At 56.0% G+C, this 17,674-nt stretch carries 17 protein-coding genes; 8 read left to right on the top strand and 9 right to left on the bottom strand.

All coding sequences use genetic code 11. The features are described from left to right. Window positions 1–80 precede the first annotated feature (80 nt). On the top strand, window positions 81–2,255 hold the full coding sequence (locus ACOTYH_RS11640) for a YgiQ family radical SAM protein (protein WP_252011013.1): 2,175 nt from the start codon (window positions 81–83) through the stop codon (window positions 2,253–2,255). An 86-nt stretch (window positions 2,256–2,341) separates the two neighbouring features. Here the strand turns inward: ACOTYH_RS11640 and dkgA are convergent, their stop codons facing one another. Next, complete coding sequence (gene dkgA, locus ACOTYH_RS11635; protein WP_047741518.1) at window positions 2,342–3,169, bottom strand: 2,5-didehydrogluconate reductase DkgA; 828 nt, start codon at window positions 3,167–3,169, stop codon at window positions 2,342–2,344. Between the two features lie 105 nt (window positions 3,170–3,274). Continuing rightward, entirely contained in the window at window positions 3,275–4,438 is a 1,164-nt protein-coding gene (gene yqhD / locus ACOTYH_RS11630) for an alcohol dehydrogenase (RefSeq protein WP_023304422.1), read from the bottom strand. A 195-nt stretch (window positions 4,439–4,633) separates the two neighbouring features. On the opposite strand from yqhD, the gene ACOTYH_RS11625 reads away from it, so the two are divergent. Then, window positions 4,634–5,533, top strand: coding sequence for an AraC family transcriptional regulator (locus tag ACOTYH_RS11625; protein WP_033487660.1), 900 nt, complete (start codon window positions 4,634–4,636; stop codon window positions 5,531–5,533). Window positions 5,534–5,578: 45 nt separating this feature from the next. On the opposite strand, the gene yghB is transcribed toward ACOTYH_RS11625, so the two are convergent. Both yghB and metC read right to left on the bottom strand, forming a co-directional pair. Then, window positions 5,579–6,238: a DedA family general envelope maintenance protein YghB gene (gene yghB / locus ACOTYH_RS11620; RefSeq protein ID WP_015571869.1), complete on the bottom strand. Its 660-nt coding sequence runs from the start codon at window positions 6,236–6,238 to the stop codon at window positions 5,579–5,581. 142 nt (window positions 6,239–6,380) lie between these two features. Continuing rightward, complete coding sequence (gene metC / locus ACOTYH_RS11615; protein WP_015571868.1) at window positions 6,381–7,568, bottom strand: cystathionine beta-lyase; 1,188 nt, start codon at window positions 7,566–7,568, stop codon at window positions 6,381–6,383. Between the two features lie 251 nt (window positions 7,569–7,819). On the opposite strand from metC, the gene exbB reads away from it, so the two are divergent. Continuing rightward, on the top strand, window positions 7,820–8,551 hold the full coding sequence (gene exbB / locus ACOTYH_RS11610; protein WP_003862482.1) for a tol-pal system-associated acyl-CoA thioesterase: 732 nt from the start codon (window positions 7,820–7,822) through the stop codon (window positions 8,549–8,551). Between the two features lie 4 nt (window positions 8,552–8,555). Continuing rightward, the gene (exbD, locus tag ACOTYH_RS11605; protein WP_001251472.1) at window positions 8,556–8,981 is read left to right on the top strand and encodes a TonB system transport protein ExbD; all 426 of its coding nucleotides are present in this window, start codon (window positions 8,556–8,558) and stop codon (window positions 8,979–8,981) included. An 80-nt stretch (window positions 8,982–9,061) separates the two neighbouring features. On the opposite strand, the gene ACOTYH_RS11600 is transcribed toward exbD, so the two are convergent. Together ACOTYH_RS11600 and ACOTYH_RS11595 are read right to left on the bottom strand one after the other, a co-directional pair. Next, complete coding sequence (locus ACOTYH_RS11600; protein ID WP_017382748.1) at window positions 9,062–9,487, bottom strand: hypothetical protein; 426 nt, start codon at window positions 9,485–9,487, stop codon at window positions 9,062–9,064. Window position 9,488: 1 nt separating this feature from the next. Further along, complete coding sequence (locus tag ACOTYH_RS11595; protein WP_032649523.1) at window positions 9,489–9,893, bottom strand: hypothetical protein; 405 nt, start codon at window positions 9,891–9,893, stop codon at window positions 9,489–9,491. Window positions 9,894–9,996: 103 nt separating this feature from the next. Here ACOTYH_RS11595 and ACOTYH_RS11590 point away from each other — a divergent pair, with 103 nt between their 5' ends. Together ACOTYH_RS11590 and ACOTYH_RS11585 are read left to right on the top strand one after the other, a co-directional pair. Continuing rightward, complete coding sequence (locus ACOTYH_RS11590; RefSeq protein ID WP_023295431.1) at window positions 9,997–10,500, top strand: ESA_00282 family adhesion-associated protein; 504 nt, start codon at window positions 9,997–9,999, stop codon at window positions 10,498–10,500. Between the two features lie 43 nt (window positions 10,501–10,543). Then, window positions 10,544–11,032 (top strand): TIGR00645 family protein, encoded by a 489-nt coding sequence (locus ACOTYH_RS11585; protein WP_006811956.1) that lies wholly within the window; start codon window positions 10,544–10,546, stop codon window positions 11,030–11,032. 113 nt (window positions 11,033–11,145) lie between these two features. Here the strand turns inward: ACOTYH_RS11585 and ACOTYH_RS11580 are convergent, their stop codons facing one another. Continuing rightward, the gene (locus tag ACOTYH_RS11580; protein WP_032649519.1) at window positions 11,146–12,186 is read right to left on the bottom strand and encodes an aldo/keto reductase; all 1,041 of its coding nucleotides are present in this window, start codon (window positions 12,184–12,186) and stop codon (window positions 11,146–11,148) included. 151 nt (window positions 12,187–12,337) lie between these two features. Here ACOTYH_RS11580 and ACOTYH_RS11575 point away from each other — a divergent pair, with 151 nt between their 5' ends. After that, window positions 12,338–13,885 carry a methyl-accepting chemotaxis protein gene (locus tag ACOTYH_RS11575; protein ID WP_032671998.1) on the top strand — a complete coding sequence of 516 codons (1,548 nt, stop codon included), beginning with the start codon at window positions 12,338–12,340 and terminating at the stop codon, window positions 13,883–13,885. Here the strand turns inward: ACOTYH_RS11575 and fucR are convergent. Both fucR and yghU read right to left on the bottom strand, forming a co-directional pair. Next, window positions 13,875–14,636, bottom strand: a complete 762-nt coding sequence (fucR, locus tag ACOTYH_RS11570) for an L-fucose operon activator (protein ID WP_015571863.1) — start codon at window positions 14,634–14,636, stop codon at window positions 13,875–13,877. The genes ACOTYH_RS11575 and fucR overlap by 11 nt on opposite strands. Window positions 14,637–14,712: 76 nt before the next feature. After that, complete coding sequence (gene yghU / locus ACOTYH_RS11565; RefSeq protein WP_003862465.1) at window positions 14,713–15,579, bottom strand: glutathione-dependent disulfide-bond oxidoreductase; 867 nt, start codon at window positions 15,577–15,579, stop codon at window positions 14,713–14,715. 183 nt (window positions 15,580–15,762) lie between these two features. Here yghU and gss point away from each other — a divergent pair, with 183 nt between their 5' ends. Further along, a complete protein-coding gene (gene gss / locus ACOTYH_RS11560) occupies window positions 15,763–17,625 on the top strand; it encodes a bifunctional glutathionylspermidine amidase/synthase (protein ID WP_421637751.1) in 1,863 nt (620 codons plus the stop codon). Window positions 17,626–17,674: the final 49 nt, after the last annotated feature.

The raw sequence follows: 17,674 nt of genomic DNA, 5'->3' as shown, positions 1-17,674 counted from the left end.
CCGCACAATACCCCTTCATTTCCCCCGGTAAACCAGCGTATAATCCCGCTCCTTTTGTCTATTTTTTCTTCGGAAGCATTATGAGCGCTATTTCCCTGATCCAGCCGGATCGCGACCTCTTCTCCTGGCCCCAGTACTGGGCAGCCTGCTTTGGACCGGCGCCGTTCCTGCCGATGTCCCGGGAAGAGATGGATCAACTGGGCTGGGACAGCTGCGATATCATTCTGGTAACGGGCGATGCGTATGTCGATCACCCGAGCTTTGGCATGGCGATCTGTGGCCGTATGCTTGAAGCCCAGGGCTTCCGCGTGGGGATCATCTCCCAGCCTGACTGGAACAGCAAAGACGACTTTATGCGTCTGGGCAAGCCTAACCTGTTCTTCGGCGTGACCGCGGGCAACATGGACTCGATGATCAACCGCTATACCGCCGACCGTAAGCTGCGCCATGACGACGCTTACACGGCTGACAACGTGGCGGGTAAACGTCCCGATCGCGCGACCCTCGTCTACACCCAGCGATGCAAAGAAGCATGGAAAGACGTGCCGGTGATCCTGGGCGGCATCGAGGCGAGCCTGCGCCGCACCGCACACTACGACTACTGGTCTGATACCGTGCGCCGTTCGGTGCTGGTGGATTCGAAAGCCGACATGCTGATCTTTGGCAACGGCGAGCGTCCGCTGGTGGAAGTGGCGCATCGCCTGGCGCAGGGTGAACCGGTCAGCGAGATCCGCGACGTGCGCAACACCGCGATCATGGTGAAAGAGGCGCTGCCGAGCTGGAGCGGGGTGGATTCCCGCATTATCGATATGCCGGGCAAAATCGACCCTATCCCACATCCGTACGGTGACGATCTGCCGTGCGCGGATAACAAACCGGTTGAGCCGAAGAAAGCGGAAGCAAAGGCCGTGGTGGTGCAGCCGCCGCGTCCGAAGCCGTGGGAAAAAACCTATGTGCTGCTGCCGTCTTACGAAAAAGTAAAAAGCGATAAAGTACTCTACGCCCACGCATCGCGCATCTTACACCATGAAACCAACCCCGGCTGCGCGCGAGCGCTGATGCAAAAGCACGGCGAGCGCTATATCTGGGTTAACCCGCCAGCGATCCCGCTCTCTACCGAAGAGATGGACAGCGTCTTTGCTCTGCCGTACAAGCGTGTGCCGCATCCGTCATATGGCAACAGCCGTATTCCGGCGTACGAGATGATCCGTTTCTCAATCAACATCATGCGCGGCTGCTTCGGCGGGTGCTCCTTCTGTTCGATCACCGAACACGAAGGCCGTATTATTCAGAGCCGTTCCGAAGAGTCGATTGTTAACGAGATCGAAGCGATTCGCGACACGGTGCCGGGCTTTACCGGCGTGATCTCCGATCTGGGAGGTCCAACGGCCAACATGTACATGCTGCGCTGTAAATCGCCGCGCGCCGAGCAGACCTGCCGTCGTCTCTCCTGCGTCTATCCGAGCATTTGCGAGCATATGGACACCAACCACGAGCCGACTATCAATCTTTACCGTCGCGCCCGTGACCTGAAAGGCATCAAGAAGATCCTGATCGCCTCCGGCGTGCGTTACGACATTGCGGTGGAAGATCCGCGCTACATCAAAGAGCTGGCGACGCACCACGTTGGCGGTTATCTGAAGATCGCCCCGGAGCACACCGAAGAAGGCCCGCTGTCCAAAATGATGAAGCCAGGCATGGGCAGCTATGACCGCTTTAAACAGCTGTTTGATACCTATTCAAAACAGGCGGGGAAAGAGCAGTATCTGATCCCATACTTCATCTCCGCACACCCCGGCACCCGTGATGAAGACATGGTGAACCTGGCGCTGTGGCTGAAGCAGCGTCGATTCCGTCTGGATCAGGTGCAGAACTTCTACCCGTCGCCGCTCGCCAACTCGACGACCATGTATTACACCGGCAAAAACCCGCTGAGTAAGATTGGTTATAAGAGCGAAGACGTGGTGGTGCCGAAAGGGGATAAACAGCGCCGTCTGCATAAAGCGCTGCTGCGCTATCACGATCCGAAAAACTGGCCGCTGATCCGTCAGGCGCTGGAAGAGATGGGGAAAAAGCACCTGATCGGCTCGCGTCGTGATTGCCTGGTGCCAGCGCCAACGCTGGAAGAGATGCGCGAAGCGCGCCGCCAGAACCGCAACACGCGCCCGGCGCTGACCAAGCACACGCCTATTGCGCATCAGCGTTCGAACGGTGTTGCGGGAACGAAGAAGAACGTAAAACGTAAGACCGGTTAAACCTGTAACAATGCCCGGTGGCGCTGCGCTTACCGGGCCTACAGGTCTAACCCTCTCCCCTCCGGGGAGAGGGCAGGGTGAGGGGATCACCCGCCAAACTGATCCGGGTCCGGCCCAAGCCGTTTGCCCTGATCCAGCTTCGCAATTTCACCCAGCTCGTCTTTATCCAGGCGGAAATCCCAGACGTCGAAGTTCTCGGCGATACGCGATGGCGTGACCGATTTCGGGATCACCACCAGACCGCTATCCAGATGCCAGCGAATGACGATCTGCGCCGGGGTTTTACCGTACTTATCCGCCAGTTCACGGATGATTTTCTGGTCAAACACCCCTTCGCCGCCCTGAGCCAGCGGGCTCCAGGATTCGGTCTGGATCTTGTGCGTGGCGTTCCATGAATGAAGCTGGCGCTGCTGCATCAGCGGGTGCAGCTCAATCTGGTTAATTACCGGCGCGACGCCCGTTTCATCAATCAGGCGTTGCAGATGATGAACCTGGAAATTACAGACGCCGATGCTTTTTATCAGCCCCTCTTTTTGCAGTTCAATCATCCCCTTCCAGGCATCAACGTAATGGTCGATAGCCGGTACCGGCCAGTGCATGAGATAAAGATCGACGAAATCGAGCTGGAGTTTCTCCAGACTCTCCTGCAACGCTTCGCGGGGACGCTTTTGATCCTCGTTCCACAGCTTGGTGGTGATGAAAAGCTCATCCCGGGGAACGCCGGCGCTGGCAAGCGCTTTCCCCACGCCGTCCTCGTTTTTATAGGCGGCGGCGGTATCGATGGACCGATAGCCGACTTCCAGGGCTTTATGAATGGCGGAGACGACCTCGTCGTTACCGGCTTTCCATACACCTAGCCCCAGCTGGGGCATCACGTTGCCGTCCTGTAGCTTGATTACGGTTTGGTTTGCCATTTTTCCTCCTTCAGGTGCTCATCGCCGGAGGGAACCTCCGACGATGTGATGTGCATTAAGTCTGGACGAAATGTCAAAAAACGAAAGTCAGGATCCTAAAAACGCTTAGCGTGCCGCTTCGTAAATACGACGGCTGACGTCCAGGGTGATGTCGCCATGCTCGCCGATCTGCGTCATACCGTGTGCTTCCAGTTTCGCCAGCAGGGCAGGGATGGAACTGCCGTCCAGGCCATAGCCAGAGAGACGCGTTGGCACGCCCAGGCTTTCAAAGAAGTGACGGGTGGCTTCAATCGCGGCATCGATACGCGCATCGTCGGAACCGTCGGTGATGTTCCACACGCGTTCGGCATACTGGAGCAGTTTGGCGCGTTTAGCGTCACGTTTTTCGTTCCACAGCGCAGGCAGAACCACCGCCAGCGTCTGGGCGTGATCCAGGCCGTGCATCGCCGTCAGCTCGTGGCCGAGCATATGGGTAGCCCAGTCCTGCGGCACGCCTGCGCCGATCAGGCCGTTCAGCGCCTGGGTGGCAGCCCACATCACGTTGGCACGCACGTCGTAATTTTCAGGCTCTTTCAGCGCTTTTGGACCTTCTTCAATCAGCGTCAGCAGAATGCCTTCCGCGAAACGATCCTGAATTTTGGCGTTTACCGGGTAAGTAACGTACTGCTCAACGGTGTGAACAAAGGCGTCGACCACGCCGTTCGCCACCTGACGTGCAGGCAGGGTATAGGTGTAAACCGGATCGAGGATCGCGAACACGGGCTGAACGTGTTCGTTCATAAAGGCCTGCTTGTCACCGGTGGTTTTACGGGAGATGACCGCGCCTTTGTTGGACTCTGATCCGGTGGCCGGCAGCGTCAGCACGGAGCCCATCGGGATCGCACTGCTGATGTCGCTGCCGCCCGTTTCCAGAATATGCCACGGGTCGATGCCGTCAGCGTAATGGGCCGCCGCCGCGATGAATTTGGTGCCGTCCAGCACGGAGCCGCCGCCCACCGCCAGCAGGAAGGTGATTTGCTCCTCACGGGCGATTTTTACCGCGTTCATCAGCGTTTCATAAGACGGGTTAGGCTCGATACCGCCGAACTCGCGCACGTCCAGACCTTCCAGAGCGCTGTACACCTGATCCAGTACGCCGGTTTTTTTCACGCTGCCGCCGCCGTAGGTAATCAGGACGCGGGCGTCAGCGGGGATTTGCGCGCGCAGGTCGGCGATGGCGTCTTTACCAAACAGAATGCGGGTTGGGGTATGAAGATTAAAGTTGTTCATGGCTTGTTCCCTGTAGTGGGTAAAAAATCGTGGTGGCGCAGAAGGCAACCTGATGCTGCTCATTGTGGCGGGCAGGCGCTATCCTCTCAATGCACATTCCTGCCGATGTCTTGCCCATTTCTACAGCGCGCTGGAGAAACGGTAAGAAAATGCGCACACTGTCAGCGTCGGAAACCGTACCCGGAGTAACTGAAAATGAACCGTGATGCCATCTGCCGCCAGCTAACGTCGCAGATTAAAAGAATGATAGATAACGGAAATGATTCGGCTGAGCTGCTGCCGGATATCCGATTGCTGTACGGTACCCAGCCCGGGACGCGCACCCCGGTGATGTATCAGCCCGGCATCGTGTTTCTCTTTTCTGGCCATAAGATTGGCTATATCAATGAGCGCGTGTTCCGTTACGACACCAATGAATATCTGCTTCTGACAGTACCTTTACCCTTCGAATGTGAAACTTTCGCGACAGAGGAGGTACCGCTGGCCGGGATCCGCGTCAACGTCGACATCCTCCAGTTGCAGGAGCTGCTGATGGAGATTGGGGAGGACGAACTTTTCCGGCCGTCAATGGCGGCAAGCGGTATCAACTCCGCGACCCTGTCGGAGGAAATTCTCTGCGCGATTGAACGCCTGTTAGACGTGATGGAAAGGCCGCTGGATGCGCGTATTCTCGGAAAACAGATTATCCGCGAAATTCTTTACCATGTGCTGCTGGGACCGGGCGGCGGGGCGCTGCTGGCGCTGGTAAGCCGGCAAACGCACTTCAGCCTGATTAGCCGCGTGCTGAAGCGCATCGAGAGCCAGTACACGGAAAACCTCAGCGTTGACCAGCTGGCGGCGGAAGCCAATATGAGCGTCTCGGCGTTTCACCATAACTTTAAATCTGTCACCAGCACGTCACCGTTGCAGTACCTCAAAACCTACCGTCTGCATAAGGCGCGGATGCTGATGATCCACGATGGCATGAAGGCCAGCGCCGCGGCGATGCGGGTCGGGTATGAAAGCGCGTCGCAGTTTAGTCGGGAGTTTAAGCGCTACTTCGGCGTCACGCCGGGGGAAGATGCGTCACGTATAAGAACCATGCAGGGAGCCTGAGGGGAAACGGAGGCCGGGTAAGCGGTAGCGCCACCCGGCTTTTATTTATGCGCTGCAATACTTTTTCTTAATCACCACCGCAATGGTACCCACCAGCCCTGCAACCAGCAGGAAAATCGGCAGGATCATCAGGAAGGTCATCACCTGGTCTTCATGGCGCTTAACAAAGGGGATCATATTCAGCGCGTAGCCGAGCGTGGTGACCACGCCTACCCAGAGCAGGGCGCTCAGCCAGTTGAAGAACTGGAAGCGGCGGTTAGAGAGGCCTGAAATACCCGCCATGGTAGGCAACAGGGTACGAACAAACGCCAGAAAACGCCCGGCAAGTAACGCCAGCAGGCCGTGACGGTCAAACATGCAGGTCGCGCGCTGGTGATATTTATGCGGCAGCTGCGCCAGCCAGCCTTTCACCACGCGAGTGTTTCCAAGCCAGCGCCCTTGCAGGTAGCTCAGCCAACAGCCGAGACTGGCCGCAGAGGTGAGGATCACCATTGTCGGTGCGAAGTCCATCACGCCCTTGCCGATTAACGCCCCTGCGAGCAAGAGCAGGCTGTCACCGGGTAAAAATGAGGCTGGCAGTAATCCATTTTCCAGAAACAGCGTCGCGAACATCACGAAATAGACAATCCCGACGACATGCGGGTCCGCCAGCGCGGCAAAATCGTGTTGCCAGAGCGCCGTGATGATATTTTGAATAACAGCCATGGACTTTCCTGTGGAACAGCAGATATAACGCTATTGTACTCCCAATTTTGCCTGTCGGGGTTGATCGCAGGCGCATCTCATACAGACTTTTCTGCTTGCGGTGTTCAGAATAGCGTCCGGGGAGTACATTTCAGCCAGCACTTTACACGATGCGCTCAAATCCTGCCGATAAATCCGCAATTAAATCGTCCACATTTTCCAGCCCAATATGCAGGCGGATTAAGGTCCCCTCGAAGTCCACCTCGCCGCCCGGGCGCAGGGCCGCAATCTGCTCCGGCTGGTTGGGCAGGATCAGCGATTCAAACCCACCCCATGAATAGGCCATGCTGAAGAGGGTAAAGTTATCCAGATAGCTTGCCAGTTCGGCGTCATTCAGGCGCTTTTTAAGAACAAATGAGAACAACCCGCTGCTGCCCGTAAAGTCACGTTGCCAGTATTCGTGGCCCTTGCTGCCCGGCAGCGCCGGATGGTTAACGCGCTCCACCTGCGGATGCAGCGCCAGCCACTGTGCAATTTGCAGGCTGCTTTCGTGATGCTGACGCAAACGCACGCCGAGCGTACGGATGCCCCGGCTGGTCATGTAGGCGGTATCGGCATCCACCATCTGGCCCATCAGGTAGGCGTTTTCACGCAATTGATCCCAGCAGCGGGCGTTAGACACCGCCGTACCGATCATGCCGTCGGAATGGCCAATCAGGTATTTGGTCGCCGCCTGAATGGAGATATCGATGTCAAATTCCAGGGCTTTAAACAGCACACCTGCCGCCCAGGTGTTGTCGATCATGATGATCGCTTCCGGCGCTATGCTGCGCACCGCCTTCACGATGGCCGGGACGTCATGCACTTCCATGGTGATGGAGCCGGGAGATTCCAGGAACACAACGCGCGTGTTGGGCTGAATAAGCGCGGCAATACCGGCCCCAATCAGCGGATCGAACCAGCTGGTGGTGACGCCGAGCTTGCTGAGTATTTTGGTGCAGAAGTCCTGGCTTGGCTCGTAGGCGGTATTGGTCATCAGGACGTGGTCACCCTGTTCCACAAACGCCAGAATGGTATTGGCGACCGCCGCCGCGCCGCACGGGAACAGCGCGCAGCCCGCGCCGCCCTCCAGTTCGCACATGGCTTCCTGCAACGAGAAATGGGTTAACGTGCCACGACGACCGTAAAACAGCCCGCCCTTCGCGCGATTACGCGTAGCGATTTTTTTATCTTCAACGGTATCAAACACCAGCGAGGAGGCGCGCTGGATCACGCTGTTGACCGAGCCCTGCGTGTATTTTTTACTGCGTCCTGCCTGCACCAGCGTGGTCTCAAGCTGCTTTTTAGTCATGTTCGCTAACCCTATTTTTATACGTCTGGACGTCCAGACTACCACGATTGTCAGAATGTGCATCCGGATGCTTATCGAATAAGCAGAAAATATTATCAAAAATTCGCATAAGAAATTTTTACTGCGTAAGCGCAAGGAAAGTGAGCGAAAATTACGGCACTATGTAAATACTAATGAGAACTACTATCAATTCGACGACGTTTTGATATTATTACGTTCAGATTTTGTGATTTGCGTCCTGGAGATACAGAGTGGGTAATAATTTGATGCAGACGGATCTCTCCGTTTGGGGCATGTATCAACATGCTGACATCGTAGTTAAGATTGTGATGATCGGCCTGATTCTGGCGTCCGTGATCACCTGGGCTATCTTCTTCAGCAAGAGCGCCGAACTTCTTTCACAAAAACGCCGCCTCAAGCGTGAGCAGAAGCAGCTGGCGGAAGCCCGCTCTCTGGATCAGGCTTCTGATATCACCTCATCCTTCCATGCGAAAAGCCTGACTACCCTGTTAGTGAACGAAGCGCAGAACGAGCTGGAACTCTCCGCAGGCAGTGAAGATAACGAAGGCATTAAAGAGCGTACCGGCTTCCGTCTGGAGCGTCGCGTTGCGGCCGTGGGTCGTCATATGGGCCGCGGTAACGGCTACCTGGCGACTATCGGCGCCATCTCCCCGTTCGTCGGCCTGTTCGGTACCGTCTGGGGCATCATGAACAGCTTTATCGGTATCGCCCAGACGCAGACCACTAACCTTGCGGTCGTCGCGCCGGGTATCGCAGAAGCGCTGCTGGCCACGGCTATCGGTCTGGTTGCCGCTATCCCGGCGGTTGTTATCTATAACATCTTCGCGCGCATGATTGGCAGTTACAAAGCCACACTGGGTGACGTTGCCGCGCAGGTTCTGCTGCTGCAAAGCCGCGATCTGGACCTGAACGCCAGCGCCGTTAAACCGGTACATGCGGCGTCCAAACTGCGCGTAGGTTGATTGTATGGCAATGCGTCTTAATGAAAATCTGGACGATAACGGTGAAATGCATGAGATCAACGTGACGCCGTTTATCGACGTCATGCTGGTTCTGCTGATTATCTTTATGGTTGCCGCACCGCTGGCGACGGTGGACGTGAAGGTGAATCTGCCTGCGTCCTCCAGCCAGCCGCAGCCGCGTCCGGAAAAGCCTATTTACCTGTCCGTGAAGGCCGATAAGTCCATGTTCCTGGGCAACGATCCGGTAACGGATGCCTCGGTTATTCCGGCGCTGGACCAGCTTACCGGCGGCAAGAAAGACACCACCGTCTTCTTCCGCGCGGATAAAACCGTCGATTATGAAACCATGATGAAGGTAATGGACACGCTGCATCAGGCGGGATACCTGAAGATTGGTCTGGTCGGCGAAGAGAAAGCGGCCGCGAAGTAAAACGAAAGCTTTTGCAGCCTTCCCTGCCGGGGGGCGGCGTCGCCTTACCCGGCCTGCATTCCGCAACAATCATTGTTGACTCACACTGAAGGCGCCGTCGGCGCCTCTTCATCAAGCGCTACACAGGTCACGTTTGAAGTTCGGTAATGACCTTCCGAGAGTTTACGGGTCAGGCGCAGGGTGGCTGTCTCGCGTGCCAGCAGGTACTGATAGTTCGCCTCCAGTCGCCCGAGGATCTTCTCTTTAAGCTCAGGGCGCTGTTCAATAATGGCGTTCATCACCGCGCCGTAAATCTCCTCCTTGGCCTGCAAGGCGTAAATCTCCCGACGATTCTGCCATTTCAGGCGCACCAGCGTGGCCGGAATCGAAACCAAATCCTGCGTAATTCGCGTCATCTCGTCATTTTTTATCTTTTTCAGGGCGTCGAGATTCTGCTTTAAGATAAATTCATCGCTTTTCTTATCATCTAAAGTCAAATAAACGTTATTACCGCTGTCATCATTCACGTTAATCTTCCCCCAGGTTATAAAAAATGGGATTGTTTTTTTCACGCGTAATTAAATTAAGCCAAATTTCATTGCCGGCCTCATTTATTTGCTGCGTTTTCTCGGTCATTATTTGACTTAGCGTCTGGGCATCTATTTCCCCTTCGGCCTGTAAATCATTTAGTAGATGAACTAAGGCTTCAATCTTGATGGCGCGAAATAAACGCTCTTTTAAATGGCGATCGTGCTCTTCCAGCACCATATTACGGGATTTGCCGGTGCGTGAAACACCAATTAATATGTCGGCTTCATAGTCGGAGAGTTTTCTTTTTCCTTGAGTGAAATTCGCCTCTTTATCTGCTTCCGTCGAAGGCTGTTCCACAGGCGTAATGTGGTACTTTGCCGGGACAAGATTGTCGGGCAGCATTTTAATTTCCTTTAATTTCAAAAAAGGTGGGGATGGAAAAAGGGTGAGATTCGTTGACAATAACATGAGGCAATTTTAAAATCAAAAAAAATGGAGCCTACCCATGAACAGCATTTTCTTTACGGTCATAACGTTACTATTACTGACCGCTGGCGTGCTTTTATTGATGCAAGAGTTAAATAAAACGAAAGCGTCAAAAGACGTCAGTGAACCGCCGCAGCCTGAATTGATGTCGAAAGAGGAGGGGGAAGATCATTTCTCCGTATTGATGAACGCCGTGACGCCGGTCTGGTACTGGCGGGTAAATCACGAATATATCGATTTTCTCCATGCGACAATTAAGCGAATGAAAATGGCTGAAATTAATGATACGCCCGGCCTGTTCGACGCGCAGCGCCGTTGTAGCGACCTTAATTCGGCGGTTTATAAATATTACGACAATATCAAAAAGCGCTGTCTGAATGGCGAGAAGGTGTCGTACTCCGATTTAGACGTATTAAATCTGCGCCAGTGTTTTCGCGAGTTTAGCCTGGAAGCCTACCCGGAACTGGTCGCGCTGGTCTGGCCGGAGTATGCGCGTCCGGATGTGGATCCCAACGAGGTATAGTTGAGATATACTGAGCGCTGGTTTCGTTTGCAGACAGGATTTTATGGAACGCTTCTTTGAAAACGCAATGTATGCCTCTCGCTGGCTGCTCGCACCCGTCTATTTTGGTCTCTCCCTGGCGTTGGTCGCCCTGACGATCAAGTTCTTCCAGGAGATATTTCACGTCCTGCCAAACATTTTCTCCGTGGCAGAAGCCGATTTGATTCTGGTTCTGCTGTCGCTGGTGGATATGACGCTGGTGGGGGGATTACTGGTGATGGTGATGTTCTCCGGTTATGAGAATTTCGTCTCTCAGCTTGATATCGCCGAGCACAAAGAAAAGCTCAACTGGCTGGGGAAAATGGATGCCTCATCGCTGAAGAATAAAGTCGCGGCATCGATTGTGGCGATTTCGTCTATACACCTGTTACGCGTCTTTATGGACGCGAAAAACGTCCCGGATAATAAGCTGATGTGGTATGTGATTATCCACCTGACGTTTGTGCTGTCGGCGTTTGTGATGGGGTATCTGGATAAGATCAGTAAGAAATAAATTCACCATGCCCCTCACCCTGCCCTCTCCCCAGAGGGGAGAGGGTGTTCAAGTTCCCTCTCCCCTCTGGGGAGAGGGTTAGGGTGAGGGGCGAAAGCATCGGACCGCACTATTTATTTATCCGACGACGCCTGCCACAAATTCAGCTCACCATCCGCAACGTGCTGGTCAATCCGCGTCAGTTCATCTTCGCTAAAGCGCAGGTTATTCAGCGCCTGAACGTTCTCTTCCAGCTGCTCCGGGCGGCTCGCGCCAATCAGCACCGACGTTACACGCTCATCTTTCAACAGCCAGCTTAGCGCCATCTGCGCCATCGTCTGCCCGCGCGCGTGCGCCATCTCGTTCAGCAAACGAAGGCTGCTCAGGTTGGCTTCCGTCAGCATTTTCTCCGTCAGGCCGCGCACTTTTTTCCCTTCGCGTTGCATACGTGAACCGTCCGGAATACCGTTCAGGTATTTTCCGGTGAGCAGGCCCTGTGCCAGCGGGGTAAAGGCGATACAGCCCGTTCCGTTTTTCTCCAGCGCGTCCAGCAGGCCGGTCTTGTCGACCCAGCGGTTAAGCAGGTTGTAAGACGGCTGGTGGATCAAAAGCGGGATCTTCCACTCGCGCAGCAATTCGGCCATTACCGCCGTGCGTTCCGTGGAGTAGGACGAAATGCCGACGTACAGCGCTTTTCCGCTCTGCACCGCGTGCGCCAGCGCGGAGGCGGTCTCTTCCATCGGCGTGTTTTCGTCTACGCGGTGAGAATAGAAAATATCCACATACTCCACACCCATGCGTTTCAGGCTCTGGTCGAGGCTGGCGAGCAGGTATTTACGTGAACCGCCCGAACCATACGGCCCTGGCCACATGTCGTAGCCCGCTTTGGTGGAGATGATCAGCTCGTCACGATACCCGGCAAAATCCTCCCGCAGCAGACGGCCAAAATTCTCTTCAGCGCTGCCTGGTGGGGGGCCGTAGTTGTTGGCAAGGTCAAAGTGGGTAATACCGAGATCGAAGGCCTTACGCAGCAGCGCGCGCTGGGAATCGAGCGGCTGAACGTGACCGAAGCTGTGCCACAGGCCTAGCGACAGTGCCGGTAAGCGCAGGCCGCTTTTGCCGCAGTATCGGTACTGCATGTTTTCGTATCGGCCGGTGTAAGGGTGCCAGGACATGATGTCTCCTTTCTTGTCGGTGAATTTTCGAAACAACGTTTTCATTCTATGCCGACTCGATAACAAAAAAGTATATTTTCTGCGGTAGCTGCCGATAAAGAGGGTAGTACTCGCCTCTGGGCGAATTCACCCTCACGGCAAGGAATACTCAATGAAGATGCTTCGTAATTTCACCATCCGTTTCGTCATGCTGACGATACTGGGGATCTTTTGTGTCATGTGGGCAGGCGTGGGGCTTTACAGCACCTGGTCTCTGTCTCGTGTTTCTGATGGTAATGACGTTGACCGCCAGCTGGTCCGGCAAATGACGGTGCTGAGCCAAGGCAACGATCAGTATTTCCGTTTCGTCACCCGCCTGAGCCGGGCGATGGAAGTTAAAGCGGCGGGCGGCACGCCGGACCTGGCTCCTGCACAGCAGGCGCTGGATAACATGAGTAAAAAGCTGGCAGAGATGAAAGCTATCTCTCCGGGCCCGATGGATGAAAAGGTGTCTGCGCAGGTGATTTCCACCTGGCAGGCGCTGCTCGATCGTGGCGTGACGCCGCAGATGGCGCAGGCGAAGCAGGCGACGCTCGAAGGCTATCGTCAGCATGCCAACAACGTCACGCCGCCGCTAAGCCGTGCATTCGGGTCAGCGGCTGAGAACTTTAACAACACCGCGGCGAAGGCGCTCGACAGCACGCGCGTGGTGGTCGACGGCCTCACCAGCATGACCCGGACGGTGATTATCACCGCCACGATCGTGGGTCTGTTGATCCTGCTGTTCACCGACCGCTACCTGGTGGCGATACTGGTAAAACCGCTGGATCGTATCCGTCAGCAGTTCCGCCAGATTGCGCAGGGCGATCTCAGCCAGCCGATTGAATCCTTTGGCCGCAACTGCGTGGGGCAACTGGTGCCGCTGCTGAGCGCCATGCAGGACAGCCTGCGGGAAGCGGTCAGCACGATTCGTTCCGGCAGCGAGAATATCTGGCGCGGGGCAACGGAGATCTCCAGCGGGAATAACGATCTCTCTTCGCGTACCGAAGAGCAGGCCGCCGCGCTGGAAGAGACCGCGGCCAGCATGGAGCAGCTAACCGCAACGGTGAAGCTGAACGCCGAAAGTGCGCGCCAGGCCAGCCAGCTTGCGGATGTCGCCTCCAGTACGGCCAGCCGCGGCGGCTCGCTGGTGGAAGATGTGGTCACAACCATGAGCGGCATTTCGGACAGCTCGAAAAAAATCGCTGAAATCACTACCGTCATCAACAGCATCGCCTTCCAGACCAATATTCTGGCGCTGAACGCCGCGGTGGAAGCGGCCCGGGCCGGGGAGCAGGGGCGGGGCTTTGCGGTCGTGGCGGGTGAGGTGCGTAATCTGGCCAGCCGCAGCGCGAATGCGGCAAAAGAGATCGAAGGGCTGATTGCAGATTCCGTTGCCCGCGTGGAGCAGGGGGCGCAGCTGGTGAACGATACCGGCACCACGATGGAAGCGATCCTGCGCGACGTGACGGAAGTGACCGTCATTATGAAGCAGATCGCCGCCGCGTCAGAGGAGCAGAGCAAAGGTATTTCTCAGGTCGGCGTTGCCATCACGCAGATGGACGGCGTGACCCAGCAGAACGCCTCGCTGGTGGAGCAGGTTTCCGCCGCCGCCGCCGCACTTGAACGGCAGACCGAAGAACTCCAGCGCTCAGTGCAGAAATTCCGTCTCACCGCGTAACCTCTCGTGTCAGGCCGTCTCTGGCGGCCTGACGTTTATCGCTCTGAATAATCTGTGTCACCTGCGACAGCTGACCAATTTTCACTTCACTTGCCCGCATAAATTTACTTTTGTCGATCAGCAGCAGCGACTGGCTGGCGCGGTTTAACAGCAGCGCCTTAAAGCCCGCGTTGTGCTCGGACGGATCCCAAAGGACGCCATGCTCATCGACCCCTTCACACGAGAAGATGAACAGATCGATCTCCAGCCCTTTTAGCTGCGTCACCAGCGCCGGGTTAACATAGCAGCGATACTTACGCTCAAGCGTTCCGCCGGAGCAGATAAGCGTGATCCGCTCGCGCTTTGCCATCTCGTGGCAGATAGGCAGACTGTTGGTAAATACGGTGAGGTCGATGTCCGGCAACTGGCGCGCCAGATGAAAGCAGGTTGAGCTGGCGTCGAGGGCGATGGTCATCCCTTCGCTGATCCAGCCCAGCGCGTGGCGGGCAATATCGGCTTTGTCGGCATAATGGCTTTTCAGGCGTGCGCCAAAGGGTTCACCGCTGTCGCGGCTGTCCGGATGAATCAGACGCGCGCGCCCGTGCTGGCGCAGAAGCTTCCCCTGCTGCTGCAACGACTTCAGATCCCGGCGGATGGTCTCTTTGCTGACGGAGAGCTTTTCAGCCAGCACATCGGTAGTCAGCCAGTCGCTTTTACTCAGCAAGGTGATAAGACTCTGCTGTCGGGTCGCTTTTAGCGTCTGGTCTGACATACGAGGCTCCTTGCGCACGCGTGCTGACGCATTTTTCTCATCGCGGAAGAAGGGCGGCGAACCGCCCGGTCATGGATCAACCCTGACGTTTATCTTCCGTCTGGGTATCGAAGTCGCTTGCTGAATGACGCTCATGTAACTGCTCGTTCAGCTCGCCGTTGGTACGGTTAACAATGCGCCCGCGTTTAACGGCCGGACGATTCGCCACATCTTTTGCCCAGCGCTGCACGTTGGTGTACTTCCCGGCATCCAGGAACTCGGCGGCGTTATACACGCTGCCCAGCGCCACGCAGCCAAACCATGGCCAGACTGCCATATCCGCAATGGTATATTCCTCACCCGCTACGTAACGACCACGCGCCAGCTGTTTGTCCAGCACGTCGAACAGGCGTTTAGCTTCCATAGTGAAGCGATCGATAGCGTACTCAATCTTCACCGGTGCGTAGTTATAGAAGTGGCCAAAACCGCCGCCGAGGAACGGGGCCGCGCCCTGTAACCAGAACAGCCAGTTCAGGGTTTCCGTTCGTCCTGCCGGATCTTTTGGCAGGAAGTGACCAAATTTCTCGGCCAGGTAGAGCAGGATATTGCCGGATTCAAAGACGCGCGTCGGCGGGGTGGTGGAGTGGTCACGCAGGGCCGGGATCTTCGAGTTCGGGTTCACGTCGACAAAACCGCTGGAGAACTGATCGCCCTCACCAATGCGGATCAACCATGCGTCGTATTCCGCGCCCGTCACGCCCAGCGCCAGCAGCTCTTCCAGCATGATGGTAACTTTCTGTCCATTCGGCGTACCGAGAGAGTACAGCTGGAGCGGGTGCGCGCCCACAGGTAGCTCTTTCTCATGCGTCGCGCCCGAGACGGGACGGTTGATATTGGCGAACGCGCCGCCGTTATTCTGTTTCCATTCCCACACTTTCGGTGGCTGATAGGTGTTATCTGACATGTTGGCCTGCCTTTTTGGTGTTGTGTTGAGGCAGTGTAGCAGGAGATGCAGGAACCGTTTAACGATGCGAGCGTAATGGGCAGGGCGGGTGTATGATAACGCCACCTCTGTCAGTTAATTACAACGTGCAGACGACGACAACCCCACAAAAAAATTGCCGCCTGCCTGTTTTAGGTTGGACACATGCGTAAAGGAACGTTAAGCAGTGACGCACCCTTCGGGACGTTATTAGGTTATGCGCCGGGTGGCGTGGCGATTTACTCTTCAAATTACGGCAGTCTCGATCCGCGTCACTACCCGGAAGACGCGGCATTCCGCAGCTATATCGGCAACGAATACATGGGCCATAAATGGCAGTGCGTTGAGTTTGCGCGCCGTTTCCTGTTTCTCAATCACGGGTTTGTTTTTACCGACGTCGGGATGGCGTGGGAGATCTTCTCCCTGCGTTTTTTGCGCCAGGTGGTAAATGACAATATTTTGCCGCTACAGGCCTTTGCTAATGGCTCAAAACGCGCGCCGCAGGCCGGTGCGCTGCTCATCTGGCAAAAGGGCGGTGAGTTTCATGAGACCGGCCACGTCGCCGTCATTACCCAGCTGCTGGATGACAGAGTGCGCATTGCCGAGCAGAACGTTATTCACTCCCCGCTGCCGATGGGGCAGCAGTGGACGCGCGAGCTTCGTCTGAGCGTGGAGGACGGTTGCTATACGCTTCATGACACGTTCAACGATACCGAGATCCTCGGCTGGATGATCCAGACGGAGGAGACGGAACACAGTATTCCTCAGCCGGAGATCGACGGTGAACTGCTGAAAATCAGCGGCGCGCGATTGAAGAACAACCGTCAGTTCGACGGAAAATGGCTCAATGAAAACGACGCCCTGCAACAGGCGTACGTTCGCGCCAACGGCCACGTTATCAACAACGATCCCTGCCAGTACTTCACCATTACCGAAAGCGCCGAGCAGGAGCTGATCAAAGCCACCAACGAACTGCACCTGATGTACCTTCATGCCACCGACAAGGTGCTGAAAGACGACAGCTTACTCGCGCTTTTCGACATCCCGAAAATTCTCTGGCCGCGTCTGCGTCTTTCATGGCAGTGGCGTCGTCACCATATGATCACCGGTCGTATGGATTTCTGCATGGATGATCGCGGCATCAAGGTTTACGAGTACAACGCGGATTCCGCCTCCTGCCATACCGAGGGCGGGCTCATTCTTGAAGAGTGGGTGAAAAACGGCTATCGCGGCACCGGCCACAATCCGGCGGAAGGCTTGCTGGAGGAGCTGACCGGCGCATGGAAGCACAGCCACGCGCGGCCGTTCGTCCATATCATGCAGGACAACGATACCGAAGAGGATTACCACGCGCTCTTTATTCAGCGCTCGCTGATCCAGGCCGGGTTTGAAACCAAAATCCTGCATGGACTGGGGGCGCTGAGCTGGGATGCCGCCGGGCAACTGATTGATGATGAAGGCCGTCACGTCAACTGCGTATGGAAAACCTGGGCGTGGGAAACGGCGATTGAGCAGATCCGCGAGGTGAGCGAAACCGAGTACGCCGCCGTGCCTATCCGCACCGGTCATCCGCAAGGTGAAGTGCGCCTGATTGACGTCCTGCTGCGCCCGGAAGTGCTGGTCTTTGAACCGCTGTGGACGGTGATCCCAGGTAACAAGGCGATCCTGCCGGTGCTGTGGCAGCTGTTCCCGAACCACCGTTACCTGCTGGATACCGATTTTGAGGTCAACGATCTGCTCAAACGGACCGGTTATGCCGTTAAACCGATCGCCGGACGCTGCGGGAGCAATATCGATCTGATCGGCGCCCAGGACGAACTGCTGGACCAGTCCAGCGGCAAGTTTGTTGACCGCAAAAATATCTACCAGCAGCTATGGTGCCTGCCGAAAGTTGACGGCAGATACATTCAGGTCTGCACCTTTACCGTGGGCGGGAACTATGGCGGAACCTGTCTGCGCGGGGATGACTCGCTGGTGGTGAAGAAAGAGAGCGATATTGAACCGCTGATTGTGGTGAAAGATAAATAACGTCTCCCTGTTATAAAAACGCCCCCGCAGGGCATGTTGCGGGGGCGTT

The organism is Enterobacter cloacae complex sp. SHL001, from assembly GCF_049236825.1.
Classification (GTDB): domain Bacteria; phylum Pseudomonadota; class Gammaproteobacteria; order Enterobacterales; family Enterobacteriaceae; genus Enterobacter; species Enterobacter hormaechei_C.
The sequence above is the reverse complement of the archived record's forward strand: the minus strand, read 5'-3'. Positions and strand labels throughout refer to the sequence as shown.

What these genes read in the sequence shown, in the direction of transcription:
- ACOTYH_RS11640 (WP_252011013.1), top strand. Translation starts at nt 81, where the DNA reads ATGAGCGCTATTTCCCTGATCCAGCCGGATCGCGACCTCTTCTCCTGG.
- dkgA (WP_047741518.1), bottom strand. Translation starts at nt 3,169, where the DNA reads ATGGCAAACCAAACCGTAATCAAGCTACAGGACGGCAACGTGATGCCC.
- yqhD (WP_023304422.1), bottom strand. Translation starts at nt 4,438, where the DNA reads ATGAACAACTTTAATCTTCATACCCCAACCCGCATTCTGTTTGGTAAA.
- ACOTYH_RS11625 (WP_033487660.1), top strand. Translation starts at nt 4,634, where the DNA reads ATGAACCGTGATGCCATCTGCCGCCAGCTAACGTCGCAGATTAAAAGA.
- yghB (WP_015571869.1), bottom strand. Translation starts at nt 6,238, where the DNA reads ATGGCTGTTATTCAAAATATCATCACGGCGCTCTGGCAACACGATTTT.
- metC (WP_015571868.1), bottom strand. Translation starts at nt 7,568, where the DNA reads ATGACTAAAAAGCAGCTTGAGACCACGCTGGTGCAGGCAGGACGCAGT.
- exbD (WP_001251472.1), top strand. Translation starts at nt 8,556, where the DNA reads ATGGCAATGCGTCTTAATGAAAATCTGGACGATAACGGTGAAATGCAT.
- ACOTYH_RS11595 (WP_032649523.1), bottom strand. Translation starts at nt 9,893, where the DNA reads ATGCTGCCCGACAATCTTGTCCCGGCAAAGTACCACATTACGCCTGTG.
- ACOTYH_RS11590 (WP_023295431.1), top strand. Translation starts at nt 9,997, where the DNA reads ATGAACAGCATTTTCTTTACGGTCATAACGTTACTATTACTGACCGCT.
- ACOTYH_RS11585 (WP_006811956.1), top strand. Translation starts at nt 10,544, where the DNA reads ATGGAACGCTTCTTTGAAAACGCAATGTATGCCTCTCGCTGGCTGCTC.
- ACOTYH_RS11580 (WP_032649519.1), bottom strand. Translation starts at nt 12,186, where the DNA reads ATGTCCTGGCACCCTTACACCGGCCGATACGAAAACATGCAGTACCGA.
- ACOTYH_RS11575 (WP_032671998.1), top strand. Translation starts at nt 12,338, where the DNA reads ATGAAGATGCTTCGTAATTTCACCATCCGTTTCGTCATGCTGACGATA.
- fucR (WP_015571863.1), bottom strand. Translation starts at nt 14,636, where the DNA reads ATGTCAGACCAGACGCTAAAAGCGACCCGACAGCAGAGTCTTATCACC.
- yghU (WP_003862465.1), bottom strand. Translation starts at nt 15,579, where the DNA reads ATGTCAGATAACACCTATCAGCCACCGAAAGTGTGGGAATGGAAACAG.
- gss (WP_421637751.1), top strand. Translation starts at nt 15,763, where the DNA reads ATGCGTAAAGGAACGTTAAGCAGTGACGCACCCTTCGGGACGTTATTA.